Origin of the sequence: Sphingobacterium sp. UBA5670 (genome assembly GCF_002420705.1) — a bacterium.
In the GTDB taxonomy this organism is placed as follows: Bacteria; Bacteroidota; Bacteroidia; order Sphingobacteriales; family Sphingobacteriaceae; genus Sphingobacterium.
In genome coordinates this window covers 121,264-142,516 of the sequence record NZ_DIIM01000014.1, presented here as the reverse complement: position 1 = coordinate 142,516, position 21,253 = coordinate 121,264, and the positions used below count along the sequence as shown (strand labels likewise).

The window sequence follows — 21,253 nt, the reverse complement described above, 5'->3', positions numbered from 1 at the left end:
TATGATGAAACAGCTTACGTTATTTATACTGTTTATATTCATTTCCAATGTAGTGTTTGGACAGGAGATCAGTAAATCAACGACACAGACGATCACGCAATCGGGAATAGGCCTTGGCTCAGTAATTGCCGTCGTCACTTCGTGGGACCGCAATAAATCAATACTTTGGGCTTTAATTCACGGGATACTCGGCTGGCTTTATGTCATCTATTTTGCGTTCACCCGAAGTGAATAAAAATTTACAATCAAACACGGCAGCTCCATGCTTACTACCAATATAGATTTTGTCATTGAAGAAATCAAAGAATCCAGTGACATCTTAATTGCCCAACTCGTAGACTTGACTTTTAACATTGTCCAAGGAGGTGCTTCTGTAGGTTTTATGGACGATCTGACTGTTGAACAGGCGAGCAGATTCTGGAACGAAGTTCTAGATAAGGTCAAAAAGCAGAGAACTGTATTAATTGTTGCCAAAAATAGCGTGACAAATCAGATCACCGGAACAGTTCAATTGCAAACTGACCTCCCTTCTAATCAAGTACATCGTGCAGATGTTGCCAAAATGCTGGTTCATTCTGACTTTCGCAGAATGGGCATTGCACAGAAATTGCTTCAGCAAATTGAAAAGATAGCCATTGATCTAAATAAAACGCTTATCGTGCTCGATACAGTAACTGATAGCCCTGCATATTTCATGTACCAAAAATGTGGCTGGACTATTGTCGGTGATATTCCAAATTACGCTCTTCTTCCCAATGGTTTGCCATGTAGCACAACCTACTTTTACAAAATCCTGAATAATCCAGCCGAGAAAACAAGCAGCCCCCAAATTCATTAATATTCATTTGGAGGCTGCGCTTAAAAAGATTTCATAGAAAAGAGGCTACTTATTTTTGTACCACATCGGTCCTGGTTTCTCGCCCATTTCAAACACTAATGTCGCACCTGACATAATCTGTTCATGTGTAATATAACTTGTTTCAAGAGGTTTACCATCGAGAGTAACCGATTGAATATAAATATTGGATTTGCTCACCTGGTTTGCCTTAACCCTAAATTTCTTTCCATTGGACAGCTTCAATTCGGCTTTTTCGAACAAAGGTGTGCCGATCTCATATTTCCCACTGATAGGATCTACAGGATAAAAACCTAACGAGCTGAATACATACCAAGCTGACATCTGTCCACAATCATCATTTCCACTCAATCCAGCAGGCGTATTTAAATAAAGTTTACTCATAACCTCTGCAGCATATTGCTGTGTTTTCCAAGGTTGTCCAACAGCATTAAATAAATAGAGTGCATGGTGGCTTGGTTCGTTACCATGTGCATATTGACCAATCATTCCTGTGCTAAAAATTGGAAGTTTGCTGGTATCCGAAGGATGAAATGTGAACATGCTATCCAACTTCTGAGCGAAGCGTTCTTGCCCACCAACAAGCTTAATCAATCCGGGAATATCATGCTGCACGGACCAGAAATATTGCCAAGCATTACTCTCACAGATATGCGCACTATACTCTTCGGGATCAAATGGTGTAATAAATTTACCTTTACTATTTCGGGGCTGCATAAATGAAGTTGACGGATTATAAACATTTTTGTAGTTCTGCGCTCTTGCAAAAAATGTTCCTGCAATCTCTTTCTTTCCCATCTTATCCGCCATCATGGCGATACAATGATCATCGTATGCATATTCAAGTGTTCTGGATAGCGACCAGTTTTCAGCATTATATTCATCCTTGACATCATAAGGTACATAGCCCAATTTTTTATACAGCCCTATACCTCTATAATTGTCGATATTAGCTGTCGCAACGCAGGCTTCTAATGCTTTTGTAGCATCAAAATCACCGATTCCTTTTAAATATGCATCTACAATTACAGGAATTGCATGATTCCCGATCATCATATCTGTTTCACTCCCGTAAATATTCCATACTGGCAATCGGCCATGTTGTTCATAAAAAGCGATGAACGACTTAATCATATCGTTTACACGATTAGGATCAATATAAGTAAATAAGGGATGTGAAGCTCTATAGGTATCCCAAAGGGAAAATGTACTGTAGTTGGTCCAGCCTTCAGCCTGATGTATTTTTCGGTCAGCCCCCATATAAGCACCATCAACGTCACTAAAAATTGTCGGTGCAAGCATGGAATGATACAATGCTGTATAGAACTTTACTTGCTCCTCTTTGTCTTTGGTTTCGATGGCAACCCTACCCAATTCATTGTTCCAATTTTGCTCTGCCTCTTTCAAATAATAGTCAAAATCATCTTTAGGAACTTCCGCTTTCAAATTTTTGGAAGCACCTTCCATGCTTACACCTGAAAGTGCTGTACTGAGCGTTACCTGTTCTCCTTCGGCAGTTTTAAAATCAAATCGCGCTTTATAGGCTGTACCGATTCGTTTTGCCTTTTTCGCTGTTGTATCGGCACTTGATAATATTACTGTGCTATCGATATGAACAGCTGTAAAAGGTTTGGAAAAACGAGTTTCAAAATAGACACGTTGCCCTCTGGCCCAGCCTTCAGAAAAACGATAGCCACGAATAGTCACGGAATCTACCACTTCGATGCGCGAATCTGTAGTCGCATCCCAGTTCATCGCTTTCTTTAAATCTAAAAATACGGCAGATTCCGCCTTTGGAAAAGTATAGCGTTGAATACCACAACGTGCTGTTGCCGTCAGTTCTACATTGATATCATAATCAACCAGTTTTACCTGATAATATCCTGCATGTGCCTTTTCGTCTTTGTGGGAAAACTTGGAATGTATACCAAGAGGAGCTTCCGCTTCATGATAGGGCAATGTCACCGGCATGAAAGATATATCGTATAAGTCACCCGCCCCGGTACCGCTTAAATGTGTATGGCTAAAGCCAGAAATTGTACTGTCGGGATAAAAATATCCAGAAATACGGTCCCAGCCAGGCAGCCCGTTATCTGGACTTAGCTGCACCATCCCAAAGGGAGACTGTGCGCCTGGATATGTATTTCCGGTAAAGTCCGTTCCGATAAAAGGATTTACATACGTTGCATAGTAACTTTCATCGGAGCTTTTTAGCGAAGCACAACCAATTAAAGACAATAGGCCTGCACAGACCGCAAAATTAATATATTTCATTGTGTAGATCAGTTTTCAATTTAGTTTACTTATTTATCTATTTCCAGTAACAATTAGAATATCCTTGCTATTGACTAAAGTCTGGTGACTGATTTTAAATCCATTGAATGGTTTTCCGTCGATAACGATCTTTTTGATATATTCACCATTCCCCTCTTTTTGGCGTCTTATGGTTACTTTATCGGCATTTGGATAGTATTTCTTATCGAGCTGAATAGTTACTTTATCAAATACCGGGGTTACAACTGTATAATCTGGTCTACCCGGACAAAAAGGATAAATCCCGATCATGTTCATGAGTGCCCATGTAGACATCGTCCCCGTGTCATCATTACCTGGTATACCACTGGGGCTGTTGGTAAAATGTTTTTCCAGTATTTCTTTCACCAACTTTTGAGTGCGCCATTCTTCGCCTTTAATTTCTGAAAACACATGTGGATACAGCATATCCGGTTCGTTTGTCACATCAAAATATCCCTTATCAAACGTTGCCTGAAGCCGATCTACAAATTTTTTCTTTCCGCCCATCAATTTCACCAAACCAGGAATATCAAATGGAATTGCAAAACTGTAATTCCAGGCATTACCTTCATGGAAACCATGATTAGGTTCAAAATTAGCTCCCATCAATGGATTAAATGGGCTCAAAAATTCTCCATTCGGAAGAATCGGTCTAAAAGTTCCGTATTGCGACGAATAATAATGTTTGTACCCCTGCGCTCGCTTACCAAAAAGCTGTGCCTCTTTGTTTTTCCCCAAAGAGGCAGCCAACTGAGCTAAATTCCAGTCCGCAACATAATATTCTATCGCATGCGACACGGAATTATCAAATGAATCGCGCAACGGTACATACCCATACTTTACGTAATCCGCATTGTCAGGCCTAATTCTATTTGTTGAATCAGTTGTAGTGGCAGATTTCAAAAAGGCTTCATAGGCTGTATTGATATCAAAGTCCCGAATACCTTTCATCCATGCATCAACAATCACAGGAACTGCGGGGTCACCATCCATCGTATAGCTTTCCCGGCTATACAATTCCCATTTCGGCATCCAGCCGTTTTCTTTATACATATCGATCATGGAACGTATCATCCCCACCTGCTTATCGGGATAAACCAACGACATAAGCGGCTGTACATTTCTATAGGTATCCCATAGTGAAAACACTGTATAACGATTGTGATCTGCTACAAGAGTCTTCCGGCTTTCCATTGCGGGATACTCGCCATTCACGTCCTGTAAAACATTGGGATGAATCATGGCATGGTATAGTGCTGTATAAAATACGGTTTTCTGATCTTCCGTTCCACCCTCTACCTGTATCTTGGACAAGGCATTATTCCATTGCAAAGAAGCCTGCTGATGCGTTTTCTCAAATCCAAAATCGGCCTGCTCGGCTTCTAGATTTTTACGGGCATTATCGACGCTCACAAACGACACGGCAAGCTGAACCTCTAAACTTTCATTTTCCTGAACATCAAAACTAAAAAATGCGCCAAGATCATCTCCAGCAAGCTGATCTGTATAGTCTGTAAAAATCTTATATTTTCCAGCATCTTTATTCCAGTCATTTTCCCATTTTTCTCCAGCACGCTGGAATTTCCAGTAACCTCTTTTTGCGGGCTTTTTATTAACACGCATGACAAAGAAAATTGGGTAAACAGCCTGATTATTACTATAACAGAAAGAGCCCAGCAACTTAGACCCTTCTATTTCAGTATCACTCACATAACGAACTGTCGCTCCCGTTTCATTTGTTAAACCTTCGCCCAAATTGAGCAGGATATTTGCCTGTCCTTTTGGAAAAGTGAACTTAGAGACACCTACACGGGTAGTTGCTGAAACTTCCGTTTTAATGCCATATTTCTTTAATACATTGCTATAATACCCCGGATGAGCAACCTCCTGGGTATAGGTACTACCATATTGATGATAATCAACCTCCAGTTTTCCCGAGGTTGGCATCAACAATAAACTTCCCATATCTGGGCATCCTACACCACTTAAATTGACATGCGAGAAACCTGTAAAATAGCTATTGCTATGTTCATACGGAGTCGACCACCATCTTGCATCCTTATCAAATGCGTTAAGTGATGATCCCATGACATTAAAAGGGGAAACATTCATCAAACCGTTGGGAACCTGAGCTCCTGGATTGGTTGTTCCATAATTGCTGGTACCGATAAACGGATTGACATAGTCGGTAGGAAGCTTTTGGGCAGAAACGTTCTCCCAAAGAAATAATCCTAAAAGTAAAAAACGGATAAATTTGATCATATAATCTTGATAGACGACATTGTTAATTGCTTTTATTGAAGCAAACACCATAGGCCGCGCATTTTAGCGTGTACCTACAATACTACAGATAATCGTAAATATTTACAAATATTACCAGCGGTTATATCGATGATTTTACGTTTGTTAATAGGATTTAGCAAAACTAAAAACGTCAAGCAAAGTAATTCATCCCAATCGAGTCCATAATAAAAAAAACCTGAAGCGGGGAACTTCAGGTTTTTACTAACTAACCAATTATTAACCTAAATTATGAAACTACCTCTATAACGCTGGCCGACGGAGTTTGTTATAACAGCTCGGTTGGTTTAACCAAACTTTAACAAATCATGTTTATACCTCGCGCCTCTTCAAATTCAGTCTAAATGAACTCTTCAATGAAAGACATTTACTTATTGAAACAATCCCCATTGTTTATTGGGCACCGCACCCATTTCTAAAACAAGTTCTCCCCCTTTTAAAAGTTCAGCGGCATCAAAGTAAAAGGTATTTAAAGGTTTTCCATTTAATGTCGCGCGTTGTACATACATATTTTTCTTACTTGCATCTTTCGCTTTGATCGTAAATTGTGCACCCCTTCCATATTGACCACCCAATTTAATCTTGACCTCCTCAAAAAGTGGACTTCCTATTTCATAAATCGGTTTTACCCTTGTCCCGCCATCGATCTGAAATAAACCAATCGCATTCATGATATACCAAGCACTCATTTGCCCTTGGTCTTCATCCCCCAGGTAAGCATTGGAAATCCCCTGTCCATAATAGCGTGCACCGATGGAACGGCTCCATTTCTGTGTCAACCAAGGTTTATTTAACCAATTAAAAATATAGGCGAAATGCATCGACTGCTGGTTTCCCTGAACGACAGGATAATCCCAATATTGGTCATTAGGACCATTATAGCGCCATTTCTCACTTTCCGGAAAACCCCATTCCAATCGTTTTAAAAATACGTCCTGTCCGATCATCTTTGCTAGTTCAGGAATATCCTGCGGCACAAAAAATGTCAGTTGCCAAGCATTTCCCTCCACATAATGGTGATTGGCCCCAGACTTGAAAGGATCAAAATCTTTATACCATTCTCCTTTGGCATCTTTCATCCGGGCATATCCACTATTGACATCGATTGCGTTTTTCCACCAGGCCCCACGGTCGTTAAAATACGTATACTCCTGCTCCTTTCCTAACAATTTTGCGAACTGGCCAACAGTCCAGTCATCAAAACTATATTCCATCGAATTTGAAAATCGGCCCAGATCATAGGGAACATACTTGTACTTTAAATAAGCATCCAGATCTCTGTTACCCGCAAAACCACCTTCAAATTTCAATGGGCTCGCTGTTTGCATTTTTTTAACGGCTTCGAATGCTTTCTCAACGTCATAGTCTCTAATCCCCATTTGATAAGCCCCGACAATCAATGGTATTTCATGTTCTGCAACCATTACGGGTATATACTCCATGCCAGCCGGTCCTTTAGCCAACCAGCCGTTTGCGTCATACATTGCAAGCTGTGACCGGACCCATTTATTGGACCACTCGGGTGTAACCAGATTCCAAAATTGATTTAAATTCCAAAAGGTATTCCAGAATGCATCACAACCTAAAGCGAGATCTCCTTTATGCGGTAATCTCCGTATCACCTCGTCTGAAGATCTCCATTCTCCATTGACATCGCTGAATGTATTTCGGCTCGCCAAAGTGCGGTACATATTGGTATAGAACTTCTCTTTTTGTAGATAGTCGGAGGATTTTATTTCCAACCGACTTAACAATTCGTCCCATACTTTATGCTGATTTGCCACGACCCGGTCAATGGACCATCCGAACGGCTCCGACAATTCCATCTTTAAATTCTCCTCTGCATTGGCTAAACTCACATAGGAAATCCCCGTACGAAGTTGTACCGCCTTATCTTTGTGAACATCAAACTCTACATACATCCCTGCAAATTGAGCGCTATCAGCAACCAAATCAGCCCGTTGTGCCACCTTATCATTATGCCATGTGCCATAGTTGATGATAGGTTTATCAAACTCCATGACAAAGTATACGATATAATCCTGTTTTGCATCGGTAGACCAAACGTTTTCAGACAATTGATTACTGTATCCTACAATCTTGTAATCAGAAACCTTTTTGAGTGAAAGATCTTTAATTTTATAATCGTATTCTCCGTTTACTTTAAGATCAATCATAATACGTCCTGTATCCGACTTATGGTAGGTATACTGCTGAAAACTAGAACGCGTTCCCGCGGTTAATTTTACATCGATATCGTGATCAAGAAGATGTACAGCATAATAACCCAATGGTGCCTTTTCGCTGGTTTTATCTATTGCAGATCGATACCCTGAATCTGAACTATACTGATCGCCGACCCTCGTTTTCAATCGACCTGCAGTAGGAAATGTTCCCAATCCCGCCATAGTCCATTCGTGAATATGACTAAACGTACCAATAGATTCAATGGACGGTTCATAGCCCGCCTGCCAGCCAATATTTTGGTTATCTGGACTTATCTTTACCATTCCGAAAGGCATCCATGGTCCTGGCGCTATCATCCATCTGGAATGCGCCGAACCAATCATTGTGTTCACATAATCTGAAACGCCCCCTAATCTCTTGGGTCCTCGTTCAATTGCTGACGATTGTATTAACTGTCCATTACTATAAATTTCATACTTGCTCACGACATTCTTAGCGGTATAGGGCATGGGTATTTCAAGTTTCGCCGCACCTTTTTCAAGCGTTTCCTCATAAATCTTCTTTCCATCTAAGACAACTTTAAGCTTTTCGTCATCTCTCAATTTCAAAAGATCGACCAGCATATGCTGAACAGGTTTTCCCTCACTGAGAATTTCAAAATCAGATTGCTGTACATTTTTAACGATCGCAGTACAATTGGCAACCAACTTAATCCCTTGTGGACCGATTAGTTTAAAAGAATCGAACTCAACCCAACCGCCCTTAATGACAGTCATCGTAATCTGATTACCGCCTTTTCTGACGAGATCGGCAGGCAATGGTATGCTGATAGTTGAATTTCCAGATTTTGAAGCATTATTTAGAGGATCACCATGACCAGCTCCCTCTTTTACGTCAAAGTTATAAGGCTTACCATTGATTGAGATCTGTAGTGTTGGGCTATTCTTAGGATCACTATTTGCCAATTTAACTTGGAGTATGCATTGACTATCTTCTATACTGCCGTTTAACACATAGTATAGGTTTAAAAAATGTGTTCTCAGACCAGAGGTACCTCCAGTCCCACCCCATTCATTAGCAGGGCCAGGCAATACATAGGGTAAATCATTTGCTAACGTAGATTGACCGATGATAAACGCATTGTCCTCATAACCAAAATCATGTTCCAAAAATTTCTTATATCCATTGGGGGCCAAAGCAAACTCACTACTTGAACCGTCTGAATTTCCCAATTGCCAAATGGCATGCCCTTGTCCTAAGGCAGACTGTCCACACATAAATAACAGACCAGCTGCAAAAGAAAGTGAGAAACGTAATTTCATAAGTATCAGATTTATAATTTTTAATTACATCAGTTTTTCTCATATTGCACAAAAGATTCATAACAAGAATCACATTGTACATACATTAAACATCCAACAAAACGTTTATAAGCAAAACTTTAAGCACAATATTACTATAAAAAAAGCAAATATCAAATGAATAAAAGCAAAATGTATATACATACTTTCTAAAAAAAATGAGTTGAATCCAATTCACACGAAACCTAGAAAATTAAATATTTTGATTTACAGGTAAGAAAAAATACGACAAATTTTGCAAAATGAAGCTGAGAATCTAGTCAAATCCACCGCTATTGAGAGAAACATCTTTATGAAAAAGCAGCTAGAATTGTTATTATATTTGCTCTAAACTTTGCCAAATATCTTATTTATATAAAAATTACTATTGGGAAATTGATTGTAATAGGCTATATTTATATAATTTAATTGCTATATCTGGCAAAGATAAGTGTTAAAACTATTAAAGTTAAAATTTTATAAATATTCTACACATTTGTGTAGATACCTATAAGCAAATAAAATATACGTAAAAAAGTATAGAAATATCTTGATTATTTAGGCCTAAAAAACTTAAAGAACGTATAAAACACATAATAAATGGCTATTTTGCATATTTTATTTGAATTTAAGTCAGTATTTTTGCCTTACATAACAGCGTGAAATTTATTCTAATTATTATTTAGATACTAAAGTAAATCCTTTTTGTAGTTTACAATATGAAAGTTGAGATCGATGATTTTTTTAAGCCGGTATATGTTAAAGATAATTTTACTAAGGATGACTATGAAATTGTTGATGCTTACATTAATTTTGCGAAATCGCTAAGCAAATTAACTTATCAAAGTATTTATTTAATTGATTATTCGAAAAAAAGCTTTCTATTCGTATCTGATAATCCAATATTTTTATGCGGAAATTCACCTTCTGAAGTTCAAAAAAAAGGATATCAGCATTACTTGGACAATGTACCTGAAGAAGATTTGCATCTTTTAAAGAAAATAAATGATGTCGGGTTCGAATTTTTTGAAAATCTCTCACATACAGATAAATTAACACATTCAATATCCTACGATTTTCATTTGAAGCAATCGAATGGGAAACCACTTTTAATAAATCACAAACTGAAGCCGATTCTTTTGGACAAGTCTTCAAACCCTTGGATAGCACTTTGTGTCGTTTCTATTTCTTCGCATGCCAATGCCGGTAACATTAAATTTAAATCTGAAGATGCTGGAAAACAATTTGAGTATGATCTAGAGACCGATCGTTGGGTAGAGTCTCCGCACGTCAAATTAAAACCCCGTGAAAAGGATATTCTTCTTTTTTCTGCCCAAGGATTCACAATGGAACAAATTGCCGATAAATTATATGTTTCGATTGATACAATTAAGTTCCACAAAAAGCAAATATTCTCAAAACTAAAGGTCAAAAGTATTACAGAAGCCACCGCATTGGCAATTGAACTCTCTTTATTCTAATTAGACAGCATATTTTCGCCATTATTATTCTGAAAGCCCATATCTTTTGCTTTGAGCGTGAAGTTGTCAGAATCACTGCTATTAGTTAAACCATATTGTGCCGCCTTATTTTTTTGTATAAAAAAATCAAGCCATTCGGTTTTAATATAAATAGGCAGAGTTTCTGAATACAAATAAATAATTGGACTACCAAGTTCATACGAGGGTATTCCTAACCTTAACAAGGTATTAACCAATTTTTTGTCACACTCGGCAATAATTAGCCCCTTATCAAGGGAATAAGGTGGAAAGAACGCGTCAAACAGCATTTTTTTCAATATACTAATCCGCTGCCCTTCAATTCTTTTCGAAATAATGAACCGGCCAATATGCCAATAGTGATTTAGTTTTAGCGATAAGAGCTCTTCTTTCGTCACTGAAAATAGCTTTTGAATGGGCAATATCGTTTCCCTGTCCCAGTAAGTAATACGTATTGATGCGTGGATATTGTGGAGTTTTCGATCACGTAGAACATAATAAATTGAATTATCAAAAAAACTTAAATCTTCGCCTAATAAATTCTTATAGTGATAAGTATACTCCTCATTATGAGAATCATCCAAATTGTAATATTCAGCTGTAGTCCTTAAATAGAAATGGATAAGTTCAAAAAGCTCTTCCTTTTTAAGTTTAGTGAAATAATAACTGTCGGATGTCCAATTCATGTAGATGATATCAAGAGCAATAAAAATAAGGACTTTCCTCCTAAATTTGTGTAGCAATAGAATTACTACACAAAAGTGTAATAAAATAATACTTTTTTTAGGTTATATTACTCTAGCTCATCATTGATAAATAATAGGAATCCGGAAAGAATTTTACAGGTTTCGCAGTTGCCAAATTGAACACGACGTGACTGACCATTCCCGACAATAGGTATAAACCTAATGCTAGCTGTGGCGGCGGAGATGTCAATGCTATTTTACCGTATTCTGCCAAAAATTCCTCAAACCATTTTGTTTCGATTTCCCTCGCTTTTAAGCTATCTACAATAAATTTACCGACATTTAATTCGAATGTATGATGTGCCTTTTCCAACGACTGCAGATTAAGACCTTCGGGAGGAAGAACAGTTAAAAATCCTGCCCAACCTAAATTATAAGGATGTACTACAGGTATATTTCTTTTAGCCATATATTGGTCAAAAACAAAGGGGATATCAGAAGAAAAGTCTAGTGCATTAATGGCAACTTTATGGTTGAGATCGATATCATACAAGTTCTCCTTATTAATAAACTCAGGAAATACGGTGATATTGGCTTCTGGATTAATTGCATGCAAACGATCCTTCAAGGCTATCGCTTTCTTCATACCAATATCCTTGTTTGTGTAATTTTGACGGTTTAGGTTTGTCAATTCGACAACATCACCGTCAGCAATTGTCAAATTTTCGAACCCCATGCGCAACAAGCATTCTGCGATATAACTTCCTATTCCACATCCTCCTATCAATACTGGAAAATCTTTGATACGTTGTTGATCCTCTTCTTTAATATGTATGTTATTCCGAATATACCTCAAATCCATTATCCTTTTTTATAATCGTAAAGATAGAATTATACCGAATAAAATTAATATATAAATCTTTACATTTCTTCTTGAAATTATTTGCGAACCATTCTTTGTGTTGATTATCTAAGCCTATTTTTTACGTTGTTTCTTCTATTTTCAAATAAAAATTACAGAGAATAAAAGGTAAAATGAATATCTTTAATAAAATCAATTTGTAAAAATGGACAATATAAGAATATACCGCATGTCATTTGCTGGTGTGTATCCCCTTTATATACAAAAGGCTGAAAGAAAAGGACGCACCAAAGAGGAGGTCGACGAAATTATATGTTGGCTAACCGGTTATAGCACTGTATCGCTACAGCAGCTCATTGACAATAAAATTGACTTTGAACATTTCTTTAAGCAAGCTCCAAATTTAAATCCGAATGTTTCAAAAATCAAGGGAGTCATCTGCGGCTATCGCATTGAGGATATTGAAGACCCACTTGTGCAAAAAGTTCGTTATCTCGATAAGCTGATCGATGAACTAGCCAAGGGTAAATCAATGGAAAAAATTTTAAGAAAATAAATGCTGTTAGAATTTTTACACAACGCTGAATCTTATTCTTTTAGAATGATATGTTATTCTTTAGCACTATAAAATAGTTACGCTATTCATTATTTTCTCTTAGAGATTATGTAGACATTGTATTAGGGATAGATAAGGTATTTCTTTCTCATCTTTTTATAATTACTTAGCCCTGGCTCCCAGGTTTTTCGGATCTCTTCTTCTGAATTACCAGCTTCGATTTGTTTACGAAATAAACCTACCCCCACGAGCTTTTCGATACTTCCAATCTGTTTCGAAAATGACTGATCAAAAAACTTGTCTTTTTCCGGAGAATTTCGATAAAGCTCGATAATCCACGATAAGTTTAATTTTTTACTAGCGACAAGCTTTTGCAGATCGTATTTACGCAAATCTATTCCGTAGCATTCTTCATTCATGAAAAGCGGTGATTCACTCATGCCTTTTTTACTGACAGGAACAAATGAAAAATCATATATGTCCTTGTAAATTGGGCTACCAATTATAACAAAAGGATAATCTGTCCCTCTGCCATGATTCACTTTCACACCTTCAAAAAGGCAGGTACTTGGATACAATAGGATACTTTGTTCGGTGTTTAGATTAGGGGAAGGGTTAACTGGCAGCTTATAGAGCATATTATGGTCATAATCTGCTACAGGAATAATCTTCAATTTACATTTCTTTTCGGTAGCCATCCAACCTTCTCCATTAATCATCTGTGCAAATTCAGCTGTAGTCATCCCATGTGCAATAGGAATGGGGAACTGCCCGATACCTGACTTATATTCCATATCCAAAATAGGTCCATCGATCAGATAAGCATTCGGATTGGGCCGGTCTAAGATCAGGAGTTCCTTATCATTTTCAGCACAGGCTTCCATAATATCCCGCAGTGTATTAATATTGGTATAAAATCTTACGCCCATATCCTGCACGTCATAGATAAACAGATCGATATCTTTTAGATCTTGAGCTGATGGCTTTTTCTTGTTTCCATACAAGGATACGATAGGAATTTTCGTCGTCGGATCGATCTCATCCACTACTTCGGTTCCATTGCTGGCATTCCCTCGAAAACCATGCTCAGGACCAAAGATTCGAACAATTTGCACACCTCGCGCAATTAAACTATCAACGAGGTGCCGACCTTTAATAACCGTGGAAGGATTGCCCAATATCGCAACACGCTTGTTCATTATATAAGGAACATAACGCTCAGTTTGTTCGGCTCCCGTTTGTATACGATCGTTGCAATAATTTAACGAAGTCTGTGCAGTCGTATGTTTAAAAAGGAATAGGGTTAATATAAAAATAAGCACTGATTTCATATTCATTCTGTTTATAATTATAAAATATAGCCACTGAGCATCAAGCTTTTTCGATTGCAGAAAACTAAACTAAGAATAAAGCTTTATTTTAGCAAATCATTTGTTAAAATTGATAAACCAGTTTTATCCCACTAACTTTGGAATACAATTTGGGTGCATAATTTACAAATGGAACAATAGATGAGATTCAGAAGCTGTGGCATACTAAATTTTTATACGAATAATTGACAATGGAAAAGCAGGTAAATGCAGGTGAATTTGTAGATCGTTTTATGACAGGCAGTCTGGAACATCTTCGCTATCAACAATCGCCAATCAAGATATTCCAGCTCAGTGAAATCGCTCCTTACATTAAGTTTCCTACCCCGCCAATTTTCTTGGGTTATAACCTCCTCGTTCATATCACTGAAGGGTATTTCAAACATCAGATTGGAGCCAAAGAATATGTCGTTCGGGCTCCCGCGATTCTTATCAGCAATTACGGAAATATATCCACCATAAAGTCTGTCGATAAATCTGCGAAAGGACATTGCGTTTTGATCAACGACAATGCGATGACCTCTATTTTTCGGGAACAGGAGATTTTGAATATCTTCAATATTTCACCCTTGCTTAACTTAACTGCCCAAGACAGCAGTGATCTCCAAGAGCTTTTTAGATTGCTTTATAATGAACTGCTTTCGGAATTACCGTATAAAGAATTGTTTGAAAATCTATTAAAATCGGCAATTTTAAAAATCATCAAACTCTCTTCCTCCAATCAAGCGCTCAATCGGAGACAGGAAATTGCGATGATGTTCAAACAGCTTGTGCACAAAAACTTCAAAAAGCAAAAAAACATCGCATTTTACGCGGACAAGCTCGCGGTATCTACAAACTATCTTAATCGTTGTGTATTTTCGGTGTTCAAAAAATCTTCCAAAGAACTCATTCTTGAAGTGCTGATTATGCACAGTCAATTTCTATTGTTTGAATCCAATAAAAGCATTGCAGATATCTGTTACGAATTGGATTTTTCAGACCCTTCTTACTTCTCACGACTTTTCAAAAAGATCGTTGGTGTTTCTCCTACTTCTTATCGAAACAGAGCAACTTAGCTTTCCAATATGCACGATTTGTCCTATCTTTTATACTGAAGTACACAAGCGAATCAAATTGATTGCAGTTAATTTTGTGTAAGTGATTGAAACAAAAGAGAATTTTAGTTCAACAGACACTCTTTCTTCTTTCTGTTTCGATCGACATTGTTCCATCATTTAATTACATATTTTAAAGATGCTTAAGGTTTCAGAACACAACAATATAACCCAAGATTTCGATTTGTTTATTGCGAATTTTAAAACTAGGCTATCAAGCTTATTTAATAAAGAGTATGATTACAATTCGCTCAGTCTAACGCGCGGTCTGCCGCCTGAGTTTTTAGCTGAGATCATGAAAATGCAACCCTTATCGGTTGCTATCCCCGAACACCACGGTGGTCGAGGCCTTCATGTCAAAGAATGCTTGGGGGTACTTGCAGCCGCTTCTTATGAGTCACTATCCCTCTCGCTGATCTTCGGAATTAATATTGCCTTATTTTTGGAGCCTTTTGCTAAATATGGCAATACATTACTTCAGGAGAAGATATTCCAGCAATTTCTGGAAAATCAAGCCATGGGAGGACTGATGATTACCGAACAAGCTTATGGCAGTGACGCACTCAATATGCGAACATCTTACGAACAAAAAGATGATAAATATTTTATAAAGGGGGAAAAACATTGGCAGGGCCTTACTGGCGCGGCGGATTTTTGGCTCGTAACAGCACGTAAGAAAAATGAAAATGGAGAACTGGTGCGGGATATCGACTTTTTTGTAACGGAGAATGCTTCGGAAGAACAAAAGATAGTGGTCACAAAAAAATACAATAGCCTTGGCCTATATGCAATCCCCTACGGGGTTAATAACATTGACATCAATGTTCCTACGAGTCACAAACTAACCCCAGAGAGCACAGGTATTAAATTGATGCTGGACACCCTGCACCGCAGCAGATTGCAGTTCCCTGGAATGGGTATGGGCTTTATAAAACGCATGTTGGACGAAGCCATGAAACATTGCTCAGAACGCCGTGTAGCGGGCATTAGTTTAAATGAATTAGACTCAGTTAAGTTTCAGTTATCGCGCATACAGGCTGCATTTACATTGTGTTCCGCAATGTGTTCGTACAGCGTATCGATCAGTTCCATCAATAATGACCTTTCCGCTCATGGTGTAGATGCCAATAGTGTGAAAGCGTTTGTGACAGACTTAATGCACGAAGCCGCGCAAATATGTGTGCAATTATCAGGTGCAAATGGTTATAGATTGGATCATGTTGCAGGCCGTGGCCTCATTGACAGCAGACCTTTCCAAATATTCGAAGGATCAAATGAGATGCTTTATTCACAAGTGGCTGAAGCTATCGGCAAACTTATGCGTAAAACTAAAGAAAGTAACTTATTGTCTTTCTTAAAAAAATATAGCGGAACTGAATTCGCTGCGCCATTTTTCTCATCAATCTTGAATTTTGACTTTCCGTTACAGCCTAAGCAACGCGAACTGGTTACACTTGGAAAAATAATAGCTCGTGTGATTTGTTTCCAATATGTTTTACAAATTAACAATGCTGGATTCAATGATAAGATGACAGAAATAACACGTCAGCATGTTAGCATGGACATTTATATGTTGGTTGGCCAATTATCAAATAATAATAATGCCGAACCACTGATGAACTATGACGAGAACACAGACTGGATGAAGTTCACTTCTTAATCAAGCGTTGTGTTAACGAAGTCAACCGTTTTTTAGCACGGTGGAATAAACTGCATAAAGCTATTTCCCAGGAAATGGCTTTATGCATTATATCGCTGAAATATCCCATTCCCATACACTATGGTAATGCCCGATTGCTTCGGTATAGGCGATAAAATCACGATAGAAAGGATGTGAACCGATTGTGGCACTATCACCTATTACAATCAGCTTTTTCTTCGCTCTAGTCATTGCCACATTCATCCGGCGAACATCGGACAAAAAACCAATCTGCTGTTCAGCGTTACTTCGCGTCAAGCTGATATAGATAATATCTTTCTCCTGGCCTTGAAAACTATCGATGGTCTGTATTTTAATCAAATCAGCAAAAGGTTTCAGTCTCTCCTCCCCCTCAAGTATTTCCTGTAATAACGAGACCTGTTTCCGATAAGGTGCGATCACGCCAATGCTCAGATTCTCATCAATGCTTAAGGAAGCTGTCCAAGAACCAATATGTTCGTTTAGATGAGATGTCAGAAAATGAGCTTCCCCGGAATTGAAGATTGCTCCATCGATTTCTGTTTCTTCAAATCCCGCTCCCGCTGTATCAATAAATAACACGGGCTCAGAATCTCCTGCTATGCTCCAATGTGCGACTGCGCTATCCGCCCTTAATAAACCATCATACAGCGCTACGGAAGGATATTGCATAATTTGTTTGTTCATTCGATACTGTATATCCAACAAAGAAACTAATTGCGGATTATGGTCTACCAATTTTTCGAATAGTGTATGGCTTAAGCCATGACCAGCTATTTTACTGGATTTTACCGTAGGCGACAATTGATTATGATCGCCAGCTAAAACAAGTCGATGTGCTTTTAATATCGGGATCCAGCAAGCAGGCTCCAGTGCCTGTGCAGCCTCATCTATAATGACTGTTTCATAGCTACGATTTCGAATAACCTCATGATTTGATCCAACCAATGTTGCAGTGATTACCTGCGATTTGTCCAAAACATCTGCGCTGATAAAATCTTGAATCTGATCGACCTCCTTCCGGATCCGGTGAGCTTCATCAAACAATGCTTTTCTTTGCTCCCGCTCCGCCTTTCCAAAGCTACGTTTATATTTTTGAGCCATCTCGGTGTAGGCTCGCACTTGCTTTTGAAGTGTTTTAATATCCTTATTTGCAGGATGTCGATCAATTTTTGCATCGAGTGTCAGTTCTTGGAGATGCTCGGAAACTTTTACAGGGTTACCTATTCTTGTTACCGCGACTCCAACCGCATCCAACCGTTCGGTCAACAGATCAACTGCCGTGTTGCTAGGTGCAACAACCAACAGCTGCTTGCTGTCCTGTTTTAATAATGCCTTCACGGCCTGTATCAATGTTGTTGTCTTTCCTGTCCCCGGTGGGCCATGCAAAAGTGCCACTGTATTGGCTTCCAAGATATGCTGAACGGCTTTATTCTGACTGACATTCAAGTTGGGGTGGGCAAAGAACTCCTCGTTGGATTCCATTGGAATCAATTCTTCTCCGATTAACTTCCTCACGAAACTACCCTGCTTTGTATCTTTACCCAATTCCTTGCCTTTCTCCAGCGCATTGAACATCTCCCGATAAGAATACTCATCAAATAATAAATCAATACCAAGCTTCCCTCTCCTGCTCCATTCAGGCAGTTCATCCACACGAAATGAGATTCGCATCCCGTCCCTACTTATGGAGGATATAATCCCATCTATTCGGTCCCTTTCGGGATCGTGATTCGAGAATAGGGAAACTGGCATCCCGAACCGGAACTTGTGATCGACGTCATAATGATTGGTTCTGTTTAAACTAACAGACAAATAATCCCCTCTTCCCAGCTCAGTATCTATTACCTGAATCGGAAACCAAGTAACGCCTTGCATCCGTCGTTCATTCAAGCTACTTTTCAATAACAAAGTCTCATGCTGTAATCTATCAAATTGTTGTTCTTCACGTAATAAAGTGATAAGTCTGTCGAAATAATTCATACTTGGATATCCATATTGCCCCAGCGCAAAATAACTGTTTTTTCCGTTATTTGAATCATTTGGGTTTAATTCTCTGCGTCTTTCATCAAATTCTGCAAAGCATATTTATATGCTGACCATAAATTCATATTTATTTGCTATAATTGAAAATCAAAGGATTTACGATCGAAACATTCACAAAAATAGCAATCAGATGAGCGAAATATTCCTACACGACAGCGAACAGCAATGGACAGACTTGGGCGAAGGTGTCATGCGCAAGATACTCGTTTTTAACGAGGAGCTCATGCTCATGAAAGTTCGATTTGAAAAAGGGGCCATCGGGGCACTTCATCAACATCCACATACGCAAATTTCTTATGTCAGTGCCGGAAAATTCAGATACCATATTGATGGTGTTGACAGCATCTTGATGGCAGGAGACTCGTGTATCATTTATTCAAATCTGATTCATGGATGTGAATGTCTTGAGGAAGGAGAACTGATCGATTCGTTCAGTCCTTATCGTGAAGATTTTGTGCAATCGACATAAAATATTTTAATCAAACGTTGGAGAAGCAATATCCATTTTGTTCCAACGTTAATGCAATAACATTAAAAAAATATGATTTCACTTCTTTCAGCTAGTATCCGTGGTCTCCTTGTTAGTTTTTGCTTGAGTACTGGTTTTCTATGTCTTTCTCCAGCAGTGCAGGCGCAGGAGAAACCTCTTTTAATAGAGAAAATTAATTCGAAACTATATCTCTACACGACCTTTAATACCTTTGACGGCACCAAATATGCAGCTAATGCCGTGTATTTAATCACGAAAAAAGGAGTTATCCTTTTTGACACCCCATGGGATTCTACCCAATACCAGCCCTTATTGGATAGTATCAAACAAAAACATAATTTACCAGTTATTGCTGTTTATGCAACACATTGGCACGAAGATCGTGCGGGTGGTTTTGCCTATTACAATCGCATTGGGATTCCAACCTATGCAACAAAAATGACGAATGATCTACTAAAGGCAAATCACAAAGCACAAGCCGCCAATCTTGTTGACATCAATAAAACCTACAAAATCGGTGGCCAATCTTTTGTTCTGAACTTTTTTGGTCCCGGACACTCCATGGACAACGTTGTTGTTTGGTTTCCCGAATATAAGATCCTGGACGGTGGCTGTTTTATAAAAAGCTCGGAAGCTCGAGATCTGGGGTTTACGGCGGACGGAGACGTAAAATCCTGGAAACCATCCTTAGCGAGGTTGCTGACAAAATATCCCCGAATTAATATGGTGATTCCCGGACACGATGCCTGGAGAGATAAAGGTCAGATAAAACGAACAGAAGCGCTTCTGACAGAAAAACAGTAATACCTCTATAGGAAAAGTTTCAGCAACAGTTTTCGCCGAGGCAAATTGGAACAGTCTATATCGATAAGAAAGACACCGTATTGGTCAAACTCACTTGTTTTCAATAGGATAAACAAACTTGTAAAGTATTTAGCTGGACAGATTAAAATCGTTTATTAGCCTGCAATTAGGTGATCAAAAAAACGCAACTGAATAACAGCGTAGAAAAAACTACATAAAAATAAAAAAGAAACTATGTTTTTCTAAAAAAGTACTATCTTAGCGACACCAAACGAAGCAGGGGCATTAGCTCATTTGGCTAGAGCGCTTCGCTGGCAGCGAAGAGGTGATCAGTTCGAATCTGATATGCTCCACAAGAAAAGGGGTTACTTTATTTAAGTAACCCCTTTCCTTTTCTAATCAACCGGTGTTTTAAAGTTCTATTTATAAGAGTTTACTGATTTGGAAATTTTCCAGCTTCCGTTTTCTTTAACAAGCGTGATTAGGTCCGTTTTAGCGAAACCGTCGAACTGCATGGTAACTTTCGCGATTGCATAATCTGGTAATTCTTCAACGATCTGGGTTGTTGTTCTGCAGTTCATCTTGATACCTTTTTGTTTTTTCAAAAACTCAATCATCTCAAGACGACTATGTTTTAAATCTTGTTTGCCACAAATTTTTTGGTTAAAATCAGCTGTAAAAAGCTTATCCAAATTAGCTACCTGACCTTCGGTCATTGCACCAACGTACTCATCGATGGCCAAATCAGCAGTAATTAAATTGCGTTCTTCTGGTTTAACAGAAGCCATTGAGCAAGTAGAGATTGCAATCATTGCTGCTGCTACAAATGTTTTTACTAAAGTTTTCATATCTTTTTCAATTTTATAATATATTAGTATATTTTCTTATTTGATTGTCGCGTACCACCTAAATTTGTTGCGTACTTTTTTTATTTATTTTCTGATTCAAAGTTAAGACAAGTCATATATTGATTTCATTACATTTAGATTAACATTACATTAAAATCGGTAAATGCTATTTTTTTATAGGTGAATGAATTTCCAACCAATCCGTTATATAGCCAAAACGTGACAAAGTGAATAAATTATTGGTTTGAATATTGCTATTCTGTCTAATTCCTATTAGATTGCATTCTTTCATGACACACTACGATAGAGCATATATTTTTCTTTTTAAATTGCCCATT

16 protein-coding genes and 1 tRNA gene are annotated in these 21,253 nt (G+C 38.2%); 9 read left to right on the top strand and 8 right to left on the bottom strand.

The window, feature by feature from the left end; translation table 11 throughout:
* The first annotated feature begins 1 nt into the window (after window position 1).
* Entirely contained in the window at window positions 2-235 is a 234-nt protein-coding gene (locus tag B3C94_RS12590) for a hypothetical protein (protein ID WP_293904125.1), read from the top strand.
* 27 nt (window positions 236-262) lie between these two features.
* Window positions 263-838, top strand: a complete 576-nt coding sequence (locus B3C94_RS12585; RefSeq protein ID WP_293904123.1) for a GNAT family N-acetyltransferase — start codon at window positions 263-265, stop codon at window positions 836-838.
* A 45-nt stretch (window positions 839-883) separates the two neighbouring features.
* Here B3C94_RS12585 and B3C94_RS12580 read toward each other — a convergent pair whose 3' ends face one another.
* The 3 genes from B3C94_RS12580 to B3C94_RS12570 all read right to left on the bottom strand — a co-directional run bounded on the left by B3C94_RS12580 (window position 884) and on the right by B3C94_RS12570 (window position 8,961).
* Window positions 884-3,130, bottom strand: coding sequence for a GH92 family glycosyl hydrolase (locus B3C94_RS12580; RefSeq protein WP_293904121.1), 2,247 nt, complete (start codon window positions 3,128-3,130; stop codon window positions 884-886).
* A gap of 33 nt (window positions 3,131-3,163) precedes the next feature.
* Entirely contained in the window at window positions 3,164-5,464 is a 2,301-nt protein-coding gene (locus B3C94_RS12575; protein ID WP_293904119.1) for a GH92 family glycosyl hydrolase, read from the bottom strand.
* Window positions 5,465-5,823: 359 nt separating this feature from the next.
* Window positions 5,824-8,961, bottom strand: coding sequence for a GH92 family glycosyl hydrolase (locus B3C94_RS12570; protein ID WP_293904117.1), 3,138 nt, complete (start codon window positions 8,959-8,961; stop codon window positions 5,824-5,826).
* Between the two features lie 737 nt (window positions 8,962-9,698).
* Here B3C94_RS12570 and B3C94_RS12565 point away from each other — a divergent pair.
* Window positions 9,699-10,460, top strand: coding sequence for a response regulator transcription factor (locus B3C94_RS12565; protein WP_293904115.1), 762 nt, complete (start codon window positions 9,699-9,701; stop codon window positions 10,458-10,460).
* Here B3C94_RS12565 and B3C94_RS12560 read toward each other — a convergent pair.
* Complete coding sequence (locus B3C94_RS12560) at window positions 10,457-11,164, bottom strand: hypothetical protein (RefSeq protein ID WP_293904113.1); 708 nt, start codon at window positions 11,162-11,164, stop codon at window positions 10,457-10,459. The two genes, B3C94_RS12565 and B3C94_RS12560, sit on opposite strands and share 4 nt — an antisense overlap.
* Before the next feature lie 112 nt (window positions 11,165-11,276).
* Window positions 11,277-12,026 (bottom strand): ThiF family adenylyltransferase, encoded by a 750-nt coding sequence (locus tag B3C94_RS12555; protein ID WP_293904111.1) that lies wholly within the window; start codon window positions 12,024-12,026, stop codon window positions 11,277-11,279.
* 205 nt (window positions 12,027-12,231) lie between these two features.
* Here B3C94_RS12555 and B3C94_RS12550 point away from each other — a divergent pair, with 205 nt between their 5' ends.
* Complete coding sequence (locus tag B3C94_RS12550) at window positions 12,232-12,582, top strand: DUF2200 domain-containing protein (protein ID WP_293904109.1); 351 nt, start codon at window positions 12,232-12,234, stop codon at window positions 12,580-12,582.
* Between the two features lie 122 nt (window positions 12,583-12,704).
* Here B3C94_RS12550 and B3C94_RS12545 read toward each other — a convergent pair whose 3' ends face one another.
* Complete coding sequence (locus B3C94_RS12545; RefSeq protein ID WP_293904107.1) at window positions 12,705-13,913, bottom strand: exo-beta-N-acetylmuramidase NamZ family protein; 1,209 nt, start codon at window positions 13,911-13,913, stop codon at window positions 12,705-12,707.
* 230 nt (window positions 13,914-14,143) lie between these two features.
* Here B3C94_RS12545 and B3C94_RS12540 point away from each other — a divergent pair, with 230 nt between their 5' ends.
* Window positions 14,144-15,010 (top strand): helix-turn-helix domain-containing protein, encoded by an 867-nt coding sequence (locus tag B3C94_RS12540; RefSeq protein ID WP_293904105.1) that lies wholly within the window; start codon window positions 14,144-14,146, stop codon window positions 15,008-15,010.
* Between the two features lie 178 nt (window positions 15,011-15,188).
* Window positions 15,189-16,709 carry an acyl-CoA dehydrogenase family protein gene (locus B3C94_RS12535; protein WP_293904103.1) on the top strand — a complete coding sequence of 507 codons (1,521 nt, stop codon included), beginning with the start codon at window positions 15,189-15,191 and terminating at the stop codon, window positions 16,707-16,709.
* Between the two features lie 87 nt (window positions 16,710-16,796).
* Here the strand turns inward: B3C94_RS12535 and B3C94_RS12530 are convergent, their stop codons facing one another.
* The gene (locus B3C94_RS12530) at window positions 16,797-18,710 is read right to left on the bottom strand and encodes an AAA domain-containing protein (protein ID WP_293904101.1); all 1,914 of its coding nucleotides are present in this window, start codon (window positions 18,708-18,710) and stop codon (window positions 16,797-16,799) included.
* Between the two features lie 193 nt (window positions 18,711-18,903).
* On the opposite strand from B3C94_RS12530, the gene B3C94_RS12525 reads away from it, so the two are divergent.
* The 3 genes from B3C94_RS12525 (at window position 18,904) to B3C94_RS12515 (ending at window position 20,420) form a co-directional block, all read left to right on the top strand.
* The gene (locus tag B3C94_RS12525; RefSeq protein ID WP_293904099.1) at window positions 18,904-19,242 is read left to right on the top strand and encodes a cupin domain-containing protein; all 339 of its coding nucleotides are present in this window, start codon (window positions 18,904-18,906) and stop codon (window positions 19,240-19,242) included.
* A 72-nt stretch (window positions 19,243-19,314) separates the two neighbouring features.
* Entirely contained in the window at window positions 19,315-20,067 is a 753-nt protein-coding gene (gene bla, locus B3C94_RS12520) for a BlaB/IND/MUS family subclass B1 metallo-beta-lactamase (protein WP_293904097.1), read from the top strand.
* A 279-nt stretch (window positions 20,068-20,346) separates the two neighbouring features.
* Window positions 20,347-20,420: transfer RNA gene (locus tag B3C94_RS12515), tRNA-Ala, on the top strand.
* Window positions 20,421-20,486: 66 nt separating this feature from the next.
* Here B3C94_RS12515 and B3C94_RS12510 read toward each other — a convergent pair.
* A complete protein-coding gene (locus tag B3C94_RS12510; RefSeq protein WP_293904095.1) occupies window positions 20,487-20,915 on the bottom strand; it encodes a nuclear transport factor 2 family protein in 429 nt (142 codons plus the stop codon).
* Window positions 20,916-21,253: the final 338 nt, after the last annotated feature.

Bases quoted from the DNA above. Each gene is read 5' to 3' on its own strand.
- B3C94_RS12590 (WP_293904125.1), top strand. From the start codon at position 2: ATGATGAAACAGCTTACGTTATTTATACTGTTTATATTCATTTCCAAT.
- B3C94_RS12585 (WP_293904123.1), top strand. From the start codon at position 263: ATGCTTACTACCAATATAGATTTTGTCATTGAAGAAATCAAAGAATCC.
- B3C94_RS12580 (WP_293904121.1), bottom strand. From the start codon at position 3,130: ATGAAATATATTAATTTTGCGGTCTGTGCAGGCCTATTGTCTTTAATT.
- B3C94_RS12575 (WP_293904119.1), bottom strand. From the start codon at position 5,464: ATGGTGTTTGCTTCAATAAAAGCAATTAACAATGTCGTCTATCAAGAT.
- B3C94_RS12570 (WP_293904117.1), bottom strand. From the start codon at position 8,961: ATGAAATTACGTTTCTCACTTTCTTTTGCAGCTGGTCTGTTATTTATG.
- B3C94_RS12565 (WP_293904115.1), top strand. From the start codon at position 9,699: ATGAAAGTTGAGATCGATGATTTTTTTAAGCCGGTATATGTTAAAGAT.
- B3C94_RS12560 (WP_293904113.1), bottom strand. From the start codon at position 11,164: ATGAATTGGACATCCGACAGTTATTATTTCACTAAACTTAAAAAGGAA.
- B3C94_RS12555 (WP_293904111.1), bottom strand. From the start codon at position 12,026: ATGGATTTGAGGTATATTCGGAATAACATACATATTAAAGAAGAGGAT.
- B3C94_RS12550 (WP_293904109.1), top strand. From the start codon at position 12,232: ATGGACAATATAAGAATATACCGCATGTCATTTGCTGGTGTGTATCCC.
- B3C94_RS12545 (WP_293904107.1), bottom strand. From the start codon at position 13,913: ATGAAATCAGTGCTTATTTTTATATTAACCCTATTCCTTTTTAAACAT.
- B3C94_RS12540 (WP_293904105.1), top strand. From the start codon at position 14,144: ATGGAAAAGCAGGTAAATGCAGGTGAATTTGTAGATCGTTTTATGACA.
- B3C94_RS12535 (WP_293904103.1), top strand. From the start codon at position 15,189: ATGCTTAAGGTTTCAGAACACAACAATATAACCCAAGATTTCGATTTG.
- B3C94_RS12530 (WP_293904101.1), bottom strand. From the start codon at position 18,710: ATGAATTATTTCGACAGACTTATCACTTTATTACGTGAAGAACAACAA.
- B3C94_RS12525 (WP_293904099.1), top strand. From the start codon at position 18,904: ATGAGCGAAATATTCCTACACGACAGCGAACAGCAATGGACAGACTTG.
- bla (WP_293904097.1), top strand. From the start codon at position 19,315: ATGATTTCACTTCTTTCAGCTAGTATCCGTGGTCTCCTTGTTAGTTTT.
- B3C94_RS12510 (WP_293904095.1), bottom strand. From the start codon at position 20,915: ATGAAAACTTTAGTAAAAACATTTGTAGCAGCAGCAATGATTGCAATC.